Origin of the sequence: Paraburkholderia gardini, assembly GCF_907164545.1 — a bacterium.
Classification (GTDB): Bacteria; Pseudomonadota; Gammaproteobacteria; order Burkholderiales; family Burkholderiaceae; genus Paraburkholderia; species Paraburkholderia gardini.
Window position 1 is genome coordinate 17563 of record NZ_CAJQZB010000052.1, and the last position, 18575, is coordinate 36137.

Below are 18575 nucleotides of genomic sequence, written 5' to 3' on the forward strand. Positions count from 1 at the left end.
CACGCCATGCGAATCACTCAAGGCACTTTTTCGTTTCTGCCGGAACTCACCGACGCGGAAATCAGCTTGCAGATCGACTACGCGTTGCGCGAAGGCTGGTCGTGCTCGGTGGAATTCACCGACGATCCCCATCCGCGCAACACGTACTGGGAAATGTGGGGCCTGCCGATGTTCGACCTGCGCGATGCGGCGGGCGTGCTGATGGAAGTGAACGCATGCCGCAAGGTGTATCCGCAGCACTACATCAAGATCAACGCGTTCGATTCCGTGCGCGGCTTCGAGACAATGCGCATGTCGTTCATCGTCAACCGGCCGGCGGTCGAGCCGGGCTTCCGTCTGGAGCGCACGGAAGCGCAGGGACGTGTGCAGCGTTACAGCATGAAGAGTTATGCGTCGGACCGTCCGGCGGGCGAGCGCTACCCCGCATCGCAGTGAGTGCCATGACGACCGCAGGGATGCAGGACCGAAGGCAACCGGAGAATCGCATATGACCGTCGTAGCTGAACCCGATCTGCCCGCGGCGGTGCCGCGTGCGCAAACGCCTGCCGCCGACGCGGCGGTCGACCTCGTCGGTCTCTTTCGCGACTCGGGTATCGGCGACGTGCTGGCTGAACTCGATCGCGATCTGGTTGGCCTCACGCCCGTGAAAACCCGCATACGCGAGATTGCCGCGCATCTGATCGTCGAACGCGCCCGCGAAACGCTGGGCATCGCAAGCGGAGCGCCGACGTTGCATATGTGTTTTTCAGGCAATCCGGGTACGGGCAAGACGACGGTGGCGCTGCGCATGGCCGAAGTGCTGCACCGTCTCGGCTATATCCGCCGCAATCATCTGGTTTCGGTCACCCGCGACGATCTGGTGGGGCAGTACATCGGCCACACCGCGCCGAAAACGCGCGACGTGCTCAAGCGCGCGCTGGGCGGCGTGCTGTTCATCGACGAGGCGTATTACCTGTACCGCCCCGAGAACGAACGCGATTACGGCCAGGAAGCGATCGAGATCCTGCTGCAGACGATGGAAAACCAGCGCAGCGACCTGGTGGTGATACTCGCCGGCTATGAAGCGCGAATGGAGACCTTCTTTCAGAGCAACCCCGGTTTCCGGTCGAGGATCGCGCATCACATCACGTTTCCCGACTACGACGCAGCAGAACTGCTCGACATCGCCGAACGCATGCTGGCGAAGATGCACTACCGGCTCGATGGCGAATCGCGCGCCGCGTTCAGCGAATACCTGGATCGCCGCATCCGCCAGCCGAACTTCGCGAACGCGCGCTCGGTGCGTAACGCGCTGGACCGCTCGCGTCTGCGCCAGGCGAGTCGTCTCTTCGCCGATGCGCTGAAAGGCGGCGTGCCCGCGGATGCGGCCGCGCTGACGCTGCTGGGCGCGGCGGATATCCGCGCGAGCCGCGTGTTTGCCGAAACAGAAACAGCAACGGCAGCGGCGCCGCCCACACCGGCTTGAATCGTTTCCCGAGGAGATTGCCATGCAGGACGGACGCACCACGCTTTCGAAGTTTCTCATCGATACGCTCGACCGCAAGCCCGTATCCGTAACGGCGCCAGGCCTGTCCGCGCTGCTGATCGACGTGGCGGCATCGATCAAGACGATTTCCGCCGCGCTGACGAAAGGCGCGCTGGGCGGCCACCATGGCACGGCGCATTCGCTCAACACGCACGGCGAGGAGCAGCAGAAACTCGACCTCGCGACCAACGATATCTTCCTGCAGCACTGCGAGTGGGACGGTCTGCTGGCGGGCATGGTGTCGGAGGAAATGGACGAGGTCTACGCGATACCGGAAGCGTATCCGCGCGGCGACTACCTGCTCGCGTTCGATCCGCTCGATGGTTCGTCGAACATCGACATCAACGGCGTGGTGGGTTCGATCTTCTCCGTGATGCGTGTGCGGGACGACCAGCGCGACGCGCCGCTCGCGGAAAGCGCGTTCCTGCGGCCTGGCCGCGAACAGGTCGCGGCCGGCTACGCGATTTACGGGCCTTCGACGATGCTCGTGCTGTCGGTCGGCACCGGCACGCACGGCTTCACGCTGGAACGCGACGTCGGCAATTTCGTGCTGACGCATTCCGACATCCGGATTCCGGAGGACACCGGCGAATTCGCGATCAACGCGTCGAACGAACGCTTCTGGGAGCCGCCCGTGCGCCGCTACGTGCAGGAATGCAAGGCGGGCCGCAGCGGCTGTCGCGCGCGGGACTTCAACACGCGATGGATTGCATCGATGGTGGCCGAAGTGCATCGTATCCTGATGCGTGGCGGCGTCTTCATGTATCCGCGCGACTTCAAGACGCCCGCGATGGAAGGGCGCCTGCGTCTGCTGTATGAGGCGAGCCCGATGAGCTTTCTGGTCGAGCAGGCGGGCGGGCAGTCCATCACCGGGCGCGAACGGATTCTCGACGTCGTGCCGCAGAAACTGCATCAGCGTGTCCCGGTCATTCTCGGCTCACGCAACGAAGTGGCGCGCATCGGCCGCTATCACAGCGAATACGATCGCGGCGAGGACAAGCCGTTCACCTCCCCGCTCTTCAACGAACGCTCGCTGTTTCTGCCGGAAACACCCGCGTAGGGGCCCGGCGGGAACGCGCTTCCAGATCGTATGAGCAGACAGGTTTCAGACTCAGGGAGACGCGCATGTCAGTCAGACATCCGATCATCGCGGTGACCGGTTCGAGTGGCGCCGGCACGACCACCGTCATGAAGAGCTTCACGCATATTTTCCGGCGCGAGCGCATCAACGCACAGATCGTCGAAGGCGACGCGTTTCATCGTTACGACCGCAAGGGCATGCGTGACGCGCTTAAACAGAGCGAACGCGATGGCGCGCTTACCTTCAGTCACTTCGGCCCCGAAGCGAATCTGCTCGAAGAACTGGAGCAGCTTTTCGCGAGTTACGGCGAGACCGGTAGCGGCAAGTTTCGCCGCTATATACACGACGACGCGGAAGCCGCGGCCTGCAACCAGGACGCCGGCACGTTTACGCCGTGGATGGATGTGTCCGACAAAACCGATCTGATGTTTTACGAAGGTCTGCACGGCGCGGCGGTCACGGAAAACGTGGACGTTGCCCGGCATGCGGATCTTCTGGTCGGCGTCGTGCCGATCATCAATCTCGAGTGGATCCAGAAGCTGCATCGCGACCAGACGATGCGCGGCTACTCGCATGAAGCGGTAGTCGACACGATCCTGCGCCGCATGCCCGATTACGTGAACTACATCTGCCCGCAGTTCTCGCGCACGCATGTGAATTTCCAGCGCGTGCCGACCGTGGATACGTCGAATCCCTTCACCGCGCGCGAGATTCCCAACGCCGATGAGAGCTTTGTCGTGATCCGGTTCGCGCGGCCCAAAGGCATCGACTTTCCGTATCTGCTGACGATGCTGCACGACTCGTTCATGTCGCGCCCGAATGTGATCGTGGTGCCCGGCGGCAAGATGGGGCTCGCGATGCAGCTGATTTTCACGCCGATGATCCTGCAACTGGTCGATCGTCGCGCGCGTGCCTGAAGAACCGGTTTCCCTTAACTTCAAGGAGAGTGTGATGGCTTTCATCGCATTGCGTCAGCTGCTGGATCACGCGGCAGAGCACAGCTATGGCATCCCGGCGTTCAACGTCAACAACATGGAGCAGATCCAGGCGATCATGCAGGCCGCCGATGCAACCCGCAGCCCGGTGATCCTGCAGGCGTCGGCGGGCGCGCGCAAATACGCGGGCGAGGCCTATCTGCGTCACCTCGTGCTGGCCGCGATCGAGGCGCATCCCGATCTTCCCGTGGTGTTGCACCAGGATCACGCCGCGAGTCCGTCGGTGTGCCAGCAGGCGATCCGTTCCGGCTTCACGTCGGTGATGATGGACGGCTCGCTGTTGCCCGACCAGAAAACGCCGGCAACCTATGACTACAACGTCGACGTGAGCCGGCGCGTGGTCGAGGCGGCGCATGCGGTGGGCGTGTCTGTCGAAGGCGAACTCGGCTGTCTGGGCTCGCTCGAAACCGGCGAGGCAGGGGAGGAAGACGGTGTCGGTGCACAGGGCACGCTCACGCGCGACGATCTGCTGACCGATCCGGAGCAGGCCTGCGCGTTCGTGGAGGCCACGGGCGTCGATGCGCTCGCCATCGCGATCGGCACGTCGCACGGGGCGTACAAGTTCAGCCGCCAGCCGACCGGCGACATTCTGGCGATCGATCGCATCGTGGACATTCACCGGCGCCTGCCGGATACGCATCTCGTGATGCACGGGTCGTCTTCGGTGCCGCAGGAATGGCTCGCGACGATACGCGAATTCGGCGGCGAGATTCCCGCGACGTGGGGCGTGCCGGTCGAGGAGATCCAGCGCGGCATCGCGAACGGCGTGCGCAAGGTGAACATCGACACCGATATCCGCCTCGCGATGACGGGTGCGATGCGTCAGGCGATGGCGTCGGCGCGTGGGGAATTCGATCCGCGGCACGCGCTGAAGGCCGCGACGGCGGCGGCACGCAATCTCTGCATCGACCGGTTTCAGGCGTTCGGCTGCGCGGGGCAGGCCGATCGCATCAAGCCGCTTGCGCTCGATGCGATGGCGCGGCGTTACCACTGATCTTTCGAACCTTTCCATGCGAAAGAGGCCATCGTGCGCGACAGCATGTGTCGCCCTGAAGGACTGGACGAATGTGCGTATTCTGGCGGTTCAGGATCCCGCTGGATTGACTGGATGAGGAGCGCACGATGGCAACCGAATCTCCCGCAGGTGAACTGGGCGCGCCCGCGCCCGCCTTTTCGCTGCCCGCCACGGACGGGCGCACGCTGACACTCGACGACGTGCGCGGCGAGCACGGCCTGGTCGTCGTGTTCATGTGCAACCATTGCCCGTATGTGCTGGGCGCGCTGCCGCATCTGATCCGCGACGCGCAGGAACCGGCGGCACTCGGCGTCAACGTCGTCGGCATCAGTTCGAACGATGCGGCGACGTATCCGGACGATGCGTTCGAACGGATGGTGGCGTTCGCCGCGCTCTGGAAGCTGCCGTTTCCTTACCTGTACGATGAATCGCAGCAGATCGCGCGCGCTTATGGCGCAGTGTGCACGCCGGAGTGCTTCGGCTACGACGCAGGCTTGAAGCTGCGCTATCAAGGTCGGGTTGACGCGTCGCGCTATGCGCCGGTTCCCGACGCGAGGCGCGATCTCTTCGAGGCGATGCGTGAAATCGCCCAGGTGGGCGTGGCACAAGGGCCGCGGTATCCTGCGCTGGGATGCTCGATCAAATGGAAAACGGACGAATGAGTCCTAGCGCTTTTTGACTGTCACACCCGGTGCCTGCCATGCACTGAGGTCTTCCTCGGGGCGCTCGACTTCGCAGCCCCAGTCGAGCGCCTTGTCCTGATCGAAGCGTTTGCCGAGTTGCCACGCGATTTCAGCGCGCGCCAGCTGCACGCCCATATAGAACGCGTGACCACCATCGGTTTCGAGCTTGAGGCCCGGATACAGCGCGAACGGATCGCCGGCGGTTTGATGGCCGTCGCGGTTATAGACGTGAATGCCATCAGTCGCGACCTGCACGCGGAAATTCGGATCGCGTATGGCGTTCGCCACTTCATCGATCTCCTTCGCGTCGTAGGGGAACGGGCGCTTTGCGTGCAGCGCGGAAAGCTCGCCGGAAATGCCCTTGGGCAACACCTGCGCTTCGCGGGCCGCGTACATCACGCGCCGCGCGACATCCGCTTCGCGTATCGCCCTGCGCGCGTGCAGGCTGACGGAGGTCGTCAGGACCGCACTGACGTGGAGTTCGGCCGCGATGCCGAGCAGCACCGCGTTGATCCCGCTGGTATCGGCTTCGGTCAATTCCGTGACGTTGCCGATGCCCATCATGATGTCGATATGCGGATAGCGCTCGCGCAGCCCGACATAGCGTGCAATCGAAGCGGCGAGGCCAAACGGGATCGGATCGAGAACCGGATCGGCGAGAAACGCGCGGCCGCGCTGGCTTAACGCTTCGATGGCCGCGTCGAGCGAGGCCGGATCGCGCGGCTCGCGGGCGACCAGAATGGGCGTCGCGGGGACTTCATCGGCGATCCACAGCGTATCCAGATTCAGGCTCAGCAGATAATCGGCGCCCGCGCGGCCGCCGCGCACGAGTTCGTCGGTCTGCATCGAATCGACGCTCACGCGATAGCCGTGCTCCTTCAGCATGCGCACGGCGTCTTCGAGATGCGGGAACGGCGTCTGCGGCAGGCAGCCGATGTCGATCACGTCCGCGCCCTGAGCGGCGTAATGTTTCGCGCGCGCCGCGATGCCGTCGAGATCGAGCTTCGGCGCATCGACGATCTCCGCGAAAATCGCGGTGTCATGACGGCTCAGGTCGAAGTGCCGGGCTTCGCGGCCGAAGAACTGCGGCAGGTCCTTGACCTCTTCGGGACCGCGTTCGACCGCCACGTCATAGTGCGTACGCAACGCGTCGAGGTCGCCACGGCAGCGGCCCGGCAGGATCATCCGGTTCGCGCCAAGCGGCCTCGGCACGCGGCGCAGGATCAGGTCGGTGGTCATCAGGCCGGCGACCTGCAAGCCGATTTCGCGGATTTCCCACGTGAACGGCGTGGGCGCCATGCCTTCCAGCACCTGCTTCAGGCTTTTCTCGGCCAGTCTGCCGGTCAGGAAGACGATGTGGTCCATGCAAGCCTGAGGTGGGTTAATCGTTGTTCGAGCGCGGCCCTGAGCTCATCGAGCGAGCGCGCCACCGTCGTGTATTCGATGCGCGCGAGCCGCTCGACGTTCTCCAGTTCGATCGCACGCGGCCGCACCTCGACCCACTCGTGCGGGGTCTGCGTGATGACGCTCGGTGCCGTATCGCATGCGAAAACAATGCCAGGTACACATTGCTTGCCGGCCTGCGCGAAGAGATTGGTCGGCAGCGTATCCGAGATGCCGAACGCGCATTTGGCGACGGTGTTACTCGTCGCGGGCGCGATGATGACGGTGTGATATTCGCCGTTGTAGATCATGCCGACGGGCACGCTGCTCGCGCTGTTGTCGCGCACCACGCGAAAATGCTCGCGCAGTTTCGCGATCGTCCAGCCGTAGAGCGGCAAGACTTCCTCGCCCGCGGCCGACAGGAACAGGTCGACGCCCGGCAGTTGGCGCGCGAGGTCGATCGATTCCTCGAGCATGTGACCCGAGCCGGTCACGCACCACGCAAACCGCGCGTCGGGCTTGAACTCGTCGAGCCGGCGAGCGGGCGTGGGTGCGTTCATGCGTCGGAAGGCGAAGACCCGTCGTGGGAGAGCCGGATCTGCAGCCGGTGCATCTTCCGGTACAGCGTGTTGCGGCTGATGCCCAGCCCCTTCGCGACGTTGCTGACGTTCCAGCGATGTTCGTCGAGGAGCGCCAGCACCGTCTCACGCTCTTTCAGCTGGATGGCGTTGAGCGTGGACGTGTCGGCGTCGTCGGCCGCATGCGGGGGCGCGGCGGCACCGGACAAACCCGTTGCGCGGGCAAGACCTGGCGCGCTGTACGCGTTCGTGGTGCCCATCGTGCCGGGGGCACCGGGAACGCCGCCGCAGATATCCGCGGGCAGATGCGAGCAGCGGATTTCACCGCCGTCGCATAGTGCCATCGCCATCTGCAGCACGTGACGCAACTGGCGGATATTGCCGGGCCACGCGTAACCGAGCAGCGCGCGCTGAGCTTCCGCGCTGAGCGTGGGCGGATCGTCCGTTTCGCTTTCGAGGATGTGGTGAATCAGCGCGAGCGCATCGGCACGATCGCGCAGCGCGGGGAGATTGATTTCGATGCCGTTCAGCCGGTAATACAGGTCCTCGCGGAATATGCCGTTCTGCACGAGTTCCATCAGGTTGCGGTGGCTCGCGCTGATCAGCTGGAAATCCACCTTGACGGTGACTTCCGCGCCGAGCGGCGTGACTTCGTGTTCTTCGAGCACACGCAGCAGGCGCGCCTGGAGCGCCATCGGCATGTCGCCGATTTCGTCGAGAAAGAGTGTGCCGCTGTTCGCCTGCACGATCTTGCCGCGCCGTCCCTCGCGCTGCGCGCCCGTGAACGCGCCCGCGCGATAGCCGAACAGTTCGCTTTCGATCAGGTTCTCCGGCAGCGATGCGCAGTTCACCGCGACAAACGCGCCCGCGCTGTTCGGGCTGATGCTGTGCAGCGCGTTCGCGAACACTTCCTTGCCGGTGCCGGTCTGTCCGCGCAGGATGATCGGAATCTTTCGCTGGATCACGCGTGCGGCGAGCTGGATCTGCGAAGCCATGCCGGGGTCGCCGAATTCCAGATGCGAGAGCTTGTCGAGCCGGTTAGCCTGATCGCGGACGTTACCGGCATCCCGCGCCTCGCGGACTTCCCGGCTGTCGCGCGGCTTGACGCTCCTGCTGCGTGCGGCGGACGGATATTCGCGCGCGCCCGGATCGGTCATCAGGATGCGCGTCGCGGTGCTGGTGGCGTCGCGCGGCGTCTGCGCGATCAGGAAAAAGCGGCTGTTGGCGTTCGCGCTGTACACGGTCACCGGATGGAACGAGCCACGGATGCTGCGTGCGAGCATGTCCTCGAGCGAGGAGTTGAACGCTTCCTCGATGCGCTTGCCGACCAGTTCCGCGTGCGACCGGAAATCGAGCTGGAAGAGGGCGCTGCGGCTCGCGGCCAGCACGACGCCTTCGTCGCTGACGGCGAGCTTGCCGGCATGCAACGTGCCGACGAACTCAGGCCGGCTATGAAAATGAATCATGTGCGCGCGACGGTAGCGCGCGTCGATCAGGCGGTTTTCGATCATCTGCCGCGACATGCCGACGAGCACCAGCGAATGCTGCTGCAACAGCTTCGAGCGGCTCGTCACGTCGAGCACGCCGGCAACCGCGCCCTGATCGTCGAAGATCGGCGCGGCCGAGCAGGTCAGCGACGTGTAACGCGGATAGAAGTGTTCGTGCTGGTAAACCGCGATACATTCGCGTTCGGCAAGACAGGTGCCCATGCCGTTCGTGCCGGCTTCGCGCTCGCTCCATAGCGCGCCGACACGCAGGCCGTCGGCGGCCACGGTTTCGCCAAATGGCACCGACGACACCTGATGCACGATCACACCTTCCGCGTCCACCAGCACGACGGCCAGTTCAGGGTCGGCGAGCTGCTGGTACAACGTGGTCATTTCGAGCTTCGAGCAGGCGATCAGGTCGCTCGCGGCTTCGCGCCGCGCGGCCAGTTCCTGCTGCGTGAGAATGGGCGGCATCACGAAATGCGCGGGATCGAGCCTGAATTCGTTCAGGCAGCGCGTCCATGACTGCGCCACCGAGGCACTGGTGGGCCGCGTCGCCACCTGGTGATTGACGGTGTTGAGCACTTCCCGGACATGCATGTTGATGTCTGCAAGCAACGACATGGGGCCTTGTCTCCGTGGCGTCCGGCGCGTGCACCACGCACGTTGCGTGGCGCCTCCCCGGCGCGTATCTATGTAGGTTCCCCCTCGCGCTGCTGTGTCTCGGGGCACGCATGCGCGTCAACCAGGCCTATCCTGTTCCACAACTGCGGGTGAATGTTCGTATTGCAGCGAGTGCCTGCAAACGTCGGCCTCACCCTTTCAAACTCTACAACCGATAGCGGCAGTGTTCAATCATTAGTCGCAACAATATGCGTGTGTGCGCCCGGAATTTGCTTTGCTGTGCAGCACCCTTCGGGAAGCCGAACGATCCGGCGTTGTGCTCCGGTTTGTGCGTCATAAACGGCGCATTGTGTCCGGCGTGCGTCCGAAGGTTGCCTGATCCGCCGGAATGCGCGGTTTCTCACATGCCAGAGGACACACCATGGACCGTTTCGACGCGATTCGCCATAGCGGTTTTTCCGCGGTTTCCCGGATTTCCGACGCGATGCAGCATACCGACACCGGATTTTCGACGATGGATGAGGTCGCGGCGCCCATGGACATCGTCTATATCGAAGGATTCACGGGCCAGACGGTGATCGGCATCGACACGTCGGAACTGCACGCGCCGCAGCCGGTGCGGATGAACCTCGCGATCGGCGTGCCGTCGATCCGCGCCTGTGTAACGGACCGCATCGACGACACGATCAACTATGCAGCGGTGCGCGAAGCGCTGCACGGTCTGCTCAGAACGCACGGCGTGCAACTGCTCGAAGCGCTCGCGGAACAGGTCGCGCAACTGCTGATCGCGGATTTCGGCGCGCACTGGGTGCGGGTTTCACTCGCGAAACCGGGCAAATTCGACGACGTCGAATCGGTCGGCGTGCTGATCGAGCGCCGGCGCGATGCACGGGGCACGGCGAATGCGACGTGGGTTTCGCTCGGCAAGGGTCTGATTCCCGACTAGGCACGGCTTCATCATGCCGTGTGATGAAACGACATGGCATGACGTGAAACGGCGTGGCGACCCGCGCGCCGCCGGAGTCCGCACGCGTTTGCGTTATTTGCTCGCCGGCGCCGCGGCCGCCGCGGTTTTGCTGACACCACAGGCGCGATAGGCCTCTGCCTGCAGGGTAAGGAATTTCTTCGACTGCGCCCGCGCCAGGTCGATGCGGAATTCTCCGCCGCCTTCGCCGCCAAGCGTCGCGTACTTCGCGAACGTCGACTGATCGACGAAATCGTCGTAGGGCAGCACCGCCGCGATATGGTCGATGGCGCACGAGCATTTGTAGACGTTGGCGAAATCGTGGCCGTTGTCGTCCATGCAGCTGAGTACGTATTCGACCCGTCCCTGGGTGGGATAGTCGTGACCTTGCGCCGCGTGCGCGCCGGTCGCCGAAGCATTCTGCGCGAACGATACCGCCGGCGCCACAGCCAGCGCGCAGCACGCGAGCACCAGCAGGGCGCGACAGGGTGAAGTCATGCCGGAACCTCGTTGTCAATGCATCGATCTGCGTTCGCCGCGGGGAGGCTCGATGCGGGTCTCGCCGCGGCTCTGGCGCGCTGCCTGCCGCCCGGTTGGGCGCCCGGCCGGCGCTCAGTTGGGCGCGAACGGATGCGCCGCACCCGCCTTCTTCGCGACCACCTCCGCCGCGCTGGGTTCGCCGGCTACCGCGCGCTGGAGCGCTTCGCGGGTCGCCTTGTAGTTGTACTCCTGGATCTTCTTGTCGTCGTCGGCCTGCCAGTGGATGAAGACGCCGACGCAGACGAACAGGTCATCGGCCTCGTCCTTCGGGATCGTGCCGTCCTCGACACAGTCGGCCACCGCGAGCGCAACCGCGTGCTGCGCCGGGCCGAACATCTGCACGGCCTGTTTCGCACCCTTGATCGTCACCTTGTTGAACATCACGGTGTTCGGCTTGGTGAGCAGATTCGGCGCGATCACCGCCAGCAATGACGTGAAGCCGTCCTTGTTGTTCGTTAGCGCGTGGCAGAACGCCGTCTCGGCAGCAGAACCTCGCGGTCCGATCAGCAGATCGATGTGCGCGACCTCGTTGCCGTCGCCGACCAGCGACTCTCCTACCATGACACGGTTGATCTTGGCCATGCTGTTCCTCCAGTGATTGTGTACACGATGTGTCGGACTGCGTTCAACTCGCGACGCCGCAACAACGGCCGCGCAAGACGTGGATGAGCGCCACGCTAAGCCAGGTGTTCCTAACATGTTCCGTGCCAATCCCGATCCGCATGCGTGGTGCGCTGCATCACGCGGTCGTGTCCGTCATGCGTCCGCTACGGGTTTGTCATGTGCCGGTTGCGGGTCCGGCGTCGTCGAGTACGCCGGCCACAAAGAGCGTGGCGACCGTCAGGTCGGCGCTCGTGCCCGGATTGATGCCGCGCGCCTTCAGTTCGGCGTCCCAGCGCGCGAGTGCGTTTGCGGCGATTCCATCTTCCGCGCCGCGCGTTTCCTCGCGCGCGATGCGCCATTGCGCGTGCTGACGCTGTGCTTCGCGCGTGACACTTTGCGCCACCGTCTCACCGTGTTTGCGCACAATGTGCGAATCGGGCCAGCGGCTCAGGCAGGTGAGATACACATCGAGCGTGACGACGCTTGCCGGTGTTTCGCGCGGCCATTCGCGCGCCGCGGCGGCGCGGATCTCGAACACGTCACGAAAGCCTTCCGCGTATTGCCGCGCGATGCTGTCGCGCGCGGCGGCGAGCGTCATGGCCTCGCGCAGCGATACCGTCGGTTCGGCGTGGACTGGCTGCTCGGGCGCATCGCCGAGGCCACCCGGGTTCGCAAGTGCGATCGCCCGGTAGGCGGCGCGGGCGTCGTCGATATCCAGCGCGGCGAGGGCGGCTTCCGTGGCGCGCTGCCAGGCGGCGGCATGGGCGGCATCGTGCGGCGCGGGCGTCGATTCGAGCGCGGCGGCGAGCGGCGCGACCAGCAGCACGATGCCGAGATTCGTATTGCACGCGACGCGCGCGCGCGTGAGCGTGACCGCATCGAAAATGCGCGGGCCGATTGCCGCACCGCGGTTAAACAGCGCGTTCGCCGCCGCTGTCGCGCTTTCGATGAACTGGGTTGACGTCATGCCGTGTCCGGCACTTTCGACGCTGACGTTGCCGGGCTTCGCCGTCTCCACGTCGAGCCGGCAGGCGCGCAGGAACGCCGCGCGCGCGCGGGCGCGCACGATCTCGTCAGCGGCCTGCATGAGCGCCGCCTGCGAGCGGCAGGACGTCGATCGATGCATCGCGCGAGGCGGCGAGCTTGCGATCCAGCAGGTCGTCGACGAGCAGGGCGGCGATATCGCGCGATGTCACCGATTGCAGGCCGCGCCATGCGGCGACGCCGTTGACTTCCAGCACGAGCGGGCGCGACGCATTGTCGGGATCGGGGATCAGATCCACGCCGGCGTAGTCGAGCCCGAGCGCCACGGCGGCGCGCACGGCGCTACCCGCGAGCGTGTCGTCGAGCGCGGCGGGCTCGCAGGCGGCGCCCTGGGCGAAGTTGTGAATCCAGCCCTTGCCGCCCGTTCTCCGCATCGCCGCGACGGCGCGACCGCCGACCACGAGCACGCGCCAGTCGAAGCCATGCGCGCCGCCATCGACATAGCGCTGCAGATACGCCACATGCCGGTACGCGCCGAGCGGCGGCAGCGGTTTGAGCGTGCCGCCATCCTGGCCCTGAGCGCCGGCGCCGAGCCGTCGCAGGCCCTTGCCCTGCGAGCCGAACAGCGGCTTGAGCACGACCTGGCGGCCCGCGGCGGCCTCGCGCATCAGCACGCGCTGGGCGTACACGGTCGATTCGGCGGCCCATGTCGGCGGCGTCGGTACGCCGTGACGGTTGAGCAGGAAGCTCGTCATCGATTTGTCGACGCTGCGTTCGATCGCGCGCGCATCGTTGTAGACGGGCACGCCGCACTCGCGCAGCGCGTGCAGGATGCCGAGGCGCAGCGTCACCTGTTCGAACGTGCCGCCCGCGATGCCGCGCACGAACACCGCATCGGGCAGCGCATGGCCGAAGCCGGGCAGCGCGAGTCCGTACGGCGCCCATGTCGTATCGATGCGGCAACCGGCGAGATCGACGCAGCGGGCTTCGACGCCGCGCGCGCGAAACGCGCGCTTTAGCCGCGTGGTGTGCCAGCCAGTTTCGTCGGTCATGATCGCGACGCGCAGGCCGGTCATGGCGGGCGTGTCGCTCATGGCGCCGGCCTCGCGCCCCATTGCGCCTGCAGCAACGCCGCGTTGATGCTTCCGCCGTGATACGTCGCGCCGCTTTCGAGGCTGCTGACCCACACCTCGGCGGGCGCGAAGAGCGCCGCGTCGATCTGGTAGAAGTCGTAGTTGAACGACGCGAAGATCTCCGCGAACGGTCGCCCGTAGTCGCGTGCATTCGAGGAAGGCAACTCCGTCGCCAGCCGTCTCGCAACCGCATCCTGCCGCACGGTGAGATGCACGCGGCCGCCGTACAGGATCGCGTCGTTGGTGCGGCCCATCGCCTGAATGCCGTCGGGCGCGGGCGGCGGCAGCGGCGCCGCGCCGCTCGCCTCGACGATCTCGTGCAGATCGACGCCGAGCACGTGCGTCTTGTGCAGCGCAACTTCGACGACGCGTGCGACGACCTGTACCGTCCCCGCCACAGCGTGTGTCGGCGTGACGATCAGTGTCAGCCGCTCTGGCGCGAGACCGCAGTCGCGCACGACCTTGTCGATGACGACGGGCGGCGGCAGGCGATCCACTTCGAGCACCAGCGCGCCACGGTCGTGCCGGTCGCGATAGCCGAGTCCGGCGAACAGATCCTCCTTGCCCGCCAGCGCGCGCGCCGGCCCCGAGCCGAGCGAAAAAAACTTCTTGCCGCCGGTCTGTTCCTTCGTCGCCGAGAGACTCCAGCCGGCGTACTGGCTGCCGAGGCAGGCCAGCACCGGCGACGACGTCCGGACGTCGATCGTGACGGGCCAGAACGGCGCGGCGTCGGCGTTCATGTGCGTCGTGACGTGTCCGAGGCCGCCCATGCAGATGCGCGCGACCAGCAGGCCGGCCTCGATGCTGCCCGGCGCCTCGATACCGGCATCGACGATGACGGTGCCCGCATCGGTGCGCGACACGGCGACGCGCAGTTGCGCCGCTTCGTCGACGAGCTGCGCGACGAGTGGCGCGCTGAGTGCGTTCACGCTCAGCGCGGGCGCGGGCGGCGTGCGGGAAGGATCAGCCGGGGATGACGTCATGGGCGGACTCGCGACAGGTTGCAATGCGTTGCAGGAGGCGCGCGCGTTCGCGTTCCAGCGCGTGCGGGACGTCGTCGGCGCGGGGCGCGGTGACGAACAGCGTGCAGACCGGCTGGCCTGCCTCGATGCGCGTGCCCGGCTGCGGGACATCACGACAGACCGGATCGTCGAGGCAGGCATCGCTGAACGCCTGCGTGACGGTGAAGCCGTGCGGCGCGAACAGCACGCGCTGGCCGGCGCGCGGTCCGGCACGATCGGGCGGTGCGGCGGCGGGGAGGGTGCCGTGCAGGCACGCGTCGATGTGACAGGCGATCAGGCCACGCGGCCATTGTCCGGGCCAGACGGTTTCGTACAGCGCCATCGTCGAGGACGGACGTGCGTTGATTTCGAGCACCTGCACCGATTCGCCGTCGAGCATGAAGTCGATGCTGTTCAGGCCCGTCAGCCCGGCACGCGAAACGATCGCGCGGATCGTCGCGTCGAGCGTTCCGGCGACGCTGCGAGGCAACTCGACGGGACCGGTCGATCCCGCATGCACGAAGGGCAGCGGGCCCGCTTTCACGACGAGTTGCCGCGCGTAACCGATGACAACCGCTTCGCGCCGCGCCGCGACGAAAAGCGCCGACATCGGTTGCCCGGGAACGAGGCGCTGGAAATAGGTCCCGGTAACGGCTTCGTTTCGCGCGGACGTGTCGAGCGGCTCGATATGCGTGCCGCCGCAGCCGTGCGCATGCTTGACGAGCCAGCCGGTCGGCCCGTCGGCGGGCCGCGCGAACGACACCGCCGGATGCGCGATATCGAGCGCATCCAGCAGCGGGAAAAAGCGCCGGGGGTCGCGCACGGCGGCGCACGCAGCGTCACTGTTGCCGAGAAAATGCGGCATGTGCGGCGCGCGCTGCAGGCGCGGCACAAGCGGTTCGATGCCGCTGCCCGCGATGTACCCCAGCAGATGAGGGATGCGCGCCACGCGCGCGAGCGCGTCGAGGAGCCGTTCGCGATCGATCCGCAACGCGCCGCTGCCGTCGCCGATATCGAACCAGAGGCCGGCATGCTGCCGTGTATCGCGGTCGCCGAAGATATCGAGCGCGACGACGTTCAGCCCGGCGCGCGCCGCCGATTGCGCCAGCATCCGCGCCGACAGTCCCACGACCGCGACGTACGGCGAGCGCGCAAGCGCTGGCCTCATGGCGCGCGACGACGACCCCGTCGATGACATGAACGCGATCCGCTCAGGCGCTGCCGGACGCGATCGCGCGGGCTTCGTCGAACGCTTCGGGAAAGCCGAGATAGACCGGCTTGCCGCCCGTGCGCATCCGCACGAACAGCCGGTGCTCGACCTGATACTTGACGTTGCCGATGGCGAGCGCGCCGATACCGATGGCGTCGTGACGCGCGGCGCCGGCGAGCGGCTTGCCGTCGTCCATGACGTTCACGCCCGCGATGCCTTCGGGCGGCACCGCGTTGACGTCGGCGGCGATCAGCAGGTGCTTCGCGTGGGCGAGATCGGCGGGGGTCATCAGCTGCACGCCCGCTGCGGCCGTCGCGAACACGATTTCCGCGCGGGCGAGCGCCGCGTGCAGGTCCGCGGGCGAACCGGCCGCTACGCCCGAGGTCGCGATGTCGAAGCGGCGGTTGATTTCGTCGCTGACCTGGGTGGCGCGCGCGCGGCTCGTGTGGCTCGCGATCACGACGTCCGCGCCGAGCGAGGCCGCCATCGCCGCCGCGACGCGTCCCACGGCGCCCGTGCCGCCCAGGATCAGCACGCGCTTGCCGCCGGGTTCAGTCTTGTGCTCCTTCTTCAGATGACGCTCGACGAGCGCGACCAGTGCGGCCGCCGTGGTGTAGGCGCCGCTCGGGTCCGCGAATACCGATACCTCGAACGGCGGCACCATCGCCTGGCGGGCGAGGTCGAGCATGTCGGCGGCCAGCATCACGTCGCGTCCGCCGATAAAGATGCCAGTGCGCGACACCCCCTTCGGGCCGCGCGAAAAGATGGCGTCCTGGGTGAGCTGCACAACGCTCTCCTCGCCGACGTTGCAGTACGGCACGACGATCTGGTAGCCGGCGTCGGCGGCCATGTTGACGTCGAACGGGCTCATCTGCGGCGTGGCCGTGAACATGTGCAGGATGTAAGGCCTTTCAGTGGCTTCGGACATGGGCGTAGGCTCGTTTCAGGTGGGCGTCACGCGCGGTGCGGCGGGACGACGGAACAGGTCGGGCGCAACGTGTGCGGACCGCGAAGGGCGGCGCTGAAACCGGGACGTGTCATGGCGTGCCGATTCCGCATTGCTGCAGGTCGACGGCGCGCAGCGTCGCGCCGCGATTGCGGCCCGTGACGATCGAACACGCGATGCCGGGTCTGCCGCGCGTCGCGTGCTGGGCCGTGGCGAGCGCGTGCGCGGCTTCTTCCGCGCTGCGCACGAACGCAAAACCGGTCGGCCCCCACGAGGTCTGGCCGATGCCGGCCGTCTGCCGCGCCGCGACCGCTTCGAGCGCGGCGGCGACGGCGGGGCTCGAATACACGCCGCCCTGCACCGGCGCGAAATATTCGCCGATCGTCTGCTGCATTTCGGTGATGCCGTCGGCGAAGGCATCGAAGTCGCTTTCCGCGACGCCGGGCAGAATGCGCAGCAGCACGAGATGACACAGATGGGCGGCGAGCGCCTGCGGAAACGGCGCGAGCGAGGCGAGGCCGCGTTTTTCGGCGTCGCCATGCAGGCCTTCGCGCGTGGTGTCGTCGACGAGCAGGATGCGCCATGCGTCCGGAAACGGCTGGCGGAACAGTAGCGGCGGCGCTTCGGTATGAACGTGGCCCGCCGGATCGTGCGCCTGCGCGGGTCCGCCGTCGACCAGAAAGCCCCCGTGATCGAAGCCGAGCGTGCCGATGCCCGAGCGCGCGCCGCGCCCCAGCATGCGTGCGATTTCCGCGCTGCCCGGCGACCGGCCGGCGAGGCGCGCGTAAGCCGTGCCGATCGCAAGGGCGAGCTGCGTGCCAGAACCGAGGCCCGTGTGCGCACGCGGCGCGCGCTGGACATCGATAGCGACGGCGGGTCCGTCCCACGCGGCGCGCAGCGTCTCCACGTAGCGTTCGACGCGTGCGTGCGCGGCATCGCCACGGGTGGTTTCGATGCGCATGGCGTCGGCGAGTTGCATCGTCACGCGCGTGCTGCGTTCGTCGATGGCGAGACCGACGCTGCCGAACGCGCGGCCGAGCGATCCGTTCGGATCGAGAAAGCCGAGATGCAGGCGCGCGGGCGCGTCGACCGTCACGGCCGATAGCGGGGCAAGGCCTCCGGATTGACTCTGCATCGTGAGCGTTCCTCGTTGGCAGGGGTGCGGGCGGCGTCCGGACCGGCGAAGACCCGCGCCACGCGCGGATCGCCTCGCATCTCGCGTGTCACGCGGACAGCACGCCGGAAACTGCAAGGCAAGAGCCGTACCAGAGCCGTGGACGTCGTTGTCCGCGGGCGTGTGGCGCTCAGGCCTTCGGCGCGTCGTACTTGATGTAGCGAAAGCGCTGGTCGTCTGCTGGCGTGCCTTCGAGCGGACCGCCTTCGAGGCCGGGTTGCCACTGGATCACTTCCTCGATTTTCGTGGCGAGCGCGAAGTCCTTGTCGGTGATGCCTTTGGCCGAATGCGTCTTCAGCTTCACGACGACAAACGCATACGAAACGGTCAGGTCCGGGTGATGCCATGCCGCTTCGGCCAGGTGGCCCACGGTGTTCACCACCATCAGCGTGCCCTTCCAGCTTTCCGTTTTGAACTTGCGGCGCAGCCAGCCATCGTCGAGGTACCAGTGCTGCAACGGACCCTGCAGGCGCTGCTGGATCTCCTCGTCGGAATACACGTGTTCAGCTTGAGTCATGGTGCGGGTCTCCGTCGTATCGGCAGGTTGAATCTGAAAGGGCTGCAAGCAGCGCGCCAGTCGTGCGGGGGCGCCCCCCCCCCGCCGCCCGGGTTTAGCAAGCCCCCGGCGCTGGGGGGCACAAACCCCGGG

At 66.3% G+C, this 18575-nt stretch carries 19 protein-coding genes; 7 read left to right on the top strand and 12 right to left on the bottom strand.

Annotated elements, in window-relative coordinates; all coding sequences use genetic code 11:
* Nucleotides 1–6 precede the first annotated feature (6 nt).
* The 6 genes from LPA37_RS25750 to LPA37_RS25775 all read left to right on the top strand — a co-directional run bounded on the left by LPA37_RS25750 (nucleotide 7) and on the right by LPA37_RS25775 (nucleotide 5278).
* Nucleotides 7–435, top strand: coding sequence for a ribulose bisphosphate carboxylase small subunit (locus tag LPA37_RS25750; protein WP_228976006.1), 429 nt, complete (start codon nucleotides 7–9; stop codon nucleotides 433–435).
* Between the two features lie 52 nt (nucleotides 436–487).
* On the top strand, nucleotides 488–1465 hold the full coding sequence (cbbX, locus tag LPA37_RS25755) for a CbbX protein (RefSeq protein ID WP_229014072.1): 978 nt from the start codon (nucleotides 488–490) through the stop codon (nucleotides 1463–1465).
* 22 nt (nucleotides 1466–1487) lie between these two features.
* Complete coding sequence (locus tag LPA37_RS25760; RefSeq protein WP_228976003.1) at nucleotides 1488–2585, top strand: class 1 fructose-bisphosphatase; 1098 nt, start codon at nucleotides 1488–1490, stop codon at nucleotides 2583–2585.
* Between the two features lie 65 nt (nucleotides 2586–2650).
* Nucleotides 2651–3523 carry a phosphoribulokinase gene (locus LPA37_RS25765; protein WP_228976001.1) on the top strand — a complete coding sequence of 291 codons (873 nt, stop codon included), beginning with the start codon at nucleotides 2651–2653 and terminating at the stop codon, nucleotides 3521–3523.
* 34 nt (nucleotides 3524–3557) lie between these two features.
* On the top strand, nucleotides 3558–4595 hold the full coding sequence (gene fba, locus LPA37_RS25770) for a class II fructose-bisphosphate aldolase (protein WP_228975998.1): 1038 nt from the start codon (nucleotides 3558–3560) through the stop codon (nucleotides 4593–4595).
* Nucleotides 4596–4723: 128 nt separating this feature from the next.
* Nucleotides 4724–5278: a thioredoxin family protein gene (locus LPA37_RS25775; protein WP_229014073.1), complete on the top strand. Its 555-nt coding sequence runs from the start codon at nucleotides 4724–4726 to the stop codon at nucleotides 5276–5278.
* A gap of 3 nt (nucleotides 5279–5281) precedes the next feature.
* On the opposite strand, the gene LPA37_RS25780 is transcribed toward LPA37_RS25775, so the two are convergent.
* From LPA37_RS25780 to LPA37_RS25790, 3 genes are read right to left on the bottom strand one after another with little or no spacing between them, the layout of a single operon-like run.
* Complete coding sequence (locus LPA37_RS25780) at nucleotides 5282–6664, bottom strand: DUF6513 domain-containing protein (RefSeq protein ID WP_229014074.1); 1383 nt, start codon at nucleotides 6662–6664, stop codon at nucleotides 5282–5284.
* Nucleotides 6643–7242 (bottom strand): flavoprotein, encoded by a 600-nt coding sequence (locus LPA37_RS25785; RefSeq protein WP_229014075.1) that lies wholly within the window; start codon nucleotides 7240–7242, stop codon nucleotides 6643–6645. The genes LPA37_RS25780 and LPA37_RS25785 overlap by 22 nt, the downstream gene beginning before the upstream one ends.
* A complete protein-coding gene (locus LPA37_RS25790) occupies nucleotides 7239–9371 on the bottom strand; it encodes a sigma-54-dependent Fis family transcriptional regulator (protein WP_229014076.1) in 2133 nt (710 codons plus the stop codon). The genes LPA37_RS25785 and LPA37_RS25790 overlap by 4 nt, the downstream gene beginning before the upstream one ends.
* A gap of 421 nt (nucleotides 9372–9792) precedes the next feature.
* Here LPA37_RS25790 and LPA37_RS25795 point away from each other — a divergent pair, with 421 nt between their 5' ends.
* Nucleotides 9793–10317, top strand: a complete 525-nt coding sequence (locus tag LPA37_RS25795; RefSeq protein WP_228975992.1) for a dihydroneopterin aldolase — start codon at nucleotides 9793–9795, stop codon at nucleotides 10315–10317.
* Nucleotides 10318–10410: 93 nt separating this feature from the next.
* Here the strand turns inward: LPA37_RS25795 and LPA37_RS25800 are convergent, their stop codons facing one another.
* The 9 genes from LPA37_RS25800 to LPA37_RS25840 all read right to left on the bottom strand — a co-directional run bounded on the left by LPA37_RS25800 (nucleotide 10411) and on the right by LPA37_RS25840 (nucleotide 18443).
* Nucleotides 10411–10833, bottom strand: coding sequence for a hypothetical protein (locus tag LPA37_RS25800; RefSeq protein ID WP_228975990.1), 423 nt, complete (start codon nucleotides 10831–10833; stop codon nucleotides 10411–10413).
* A gap of 114 nt (nucleotides 10834–10947) precedes the next feature.
* Nucleotides 10948–11457 (bottom strand): formaldehyde-activating enzyme, encoded by a 510-nt coding sequence (gene fae / locus LPA37_RS25805; protein ID WP_228975988.1) that lies wholly within the window; start codon nucleotides 11455–11457, stop codon nucleotides 10948–10950.
* A gap of 196 nt (nucleotides 11458–11653) precedes the next feature.
* Nucleotides 11654–12565, bottom strand: coding sequence for a triphosphoribosyl-dephospho-CoA synthase (locus LPA37_RS25810; RefSeq protein WP_228975986.1), 912 nt, complete (start codon nucleotides 12563–12565; stop codon nucleotides 11654–11656).
* Nucleotides 12552–13556: an ATP-grasp domain-containing protein gene (locus LPA37_RS25815; RefSeq protein ID WP_228975984.1), complete on the bottom strand. Its 1005-nt coding sequence runs from the start codon at nucleotides 13554–13556 to the stop codon at nucleotides 12552–12554. The genes LPA37_RS25810 and LPA37_RS25815 overlap by 14 nt, the downstream gene beginning before the upstream one ends.
* Nucleotides 13553–14578, bottom strand: coding sequence for a methenyltetrahydromethanopterin cyclohydrolase (gene mch, locus LPA37_RS25820; RefSeq protein WP_229014077.1), 1026 nt, complete (start codon nucleotides 14576–14578; stop codon nucleotides 13553–13555). Before mch ends, LPA37_RS25815 begins: the two co-directional genes overlap by 4 nt.
* Nucleotides 14559–15794 carry an ATP-grasp domain-containing protein gene (locus LPA37_RS25825; protein WP_229014078.1) on the bottom strand — a complete coding sequence of 412 codons (1236 nt, stop codon included), beginning with the start codon at nucleotides 15792–15794 and terminating at the stop codon, nucleotides 14559–14561. Before LPA37_RS25825 ends, mch begins: the two co-directional genes overlap by 20 nt.
* A gap of 13 nt (nucleotides 15795–15807) precedes the next feature.
* Nucleotides 15808–16734 (bottom strand): NAD(P)-dependent methylenetetrahydromethanopterin dehydrogenase, encoded by a 927-nt coding sequence (locus LPA37_RS25830; RefSeq protein ID WP_228975978.1) that lies wholly within the window; start codon nucleotides 16732–16734, stop codon nucleotides 15808–15810.
* Between the two features lie 109 nt (nucleotides 16735–16843).
* A complete protein-coding gene (locus LPA37_RS25835) occupies nucleotides 16844–17887 on the bottom strand; it encodes a beta-ribofuranosylaminobenzene 5'-phosphate synthase family protein (RefSeq protein WP_229014079.1) in 1044 nt (347 codons plus the stop codon).
* Nucleotides 17888–18056: 169 nt separating this feature from the next.
* Complete coding sequence (locus tag LPA37_RS25840; protein ID WP_228975974.1) at nucleotides 18057–18443, bottom strand: 4a-hydroxytetrahydrobiopterin dehydratase; 387 nt, start codon at nucleotides 18441–18443, stop codon at nucleotides 18057–18059.
* Nucleotides 18444–18575 lie beyond the last annotated feature (132 nt).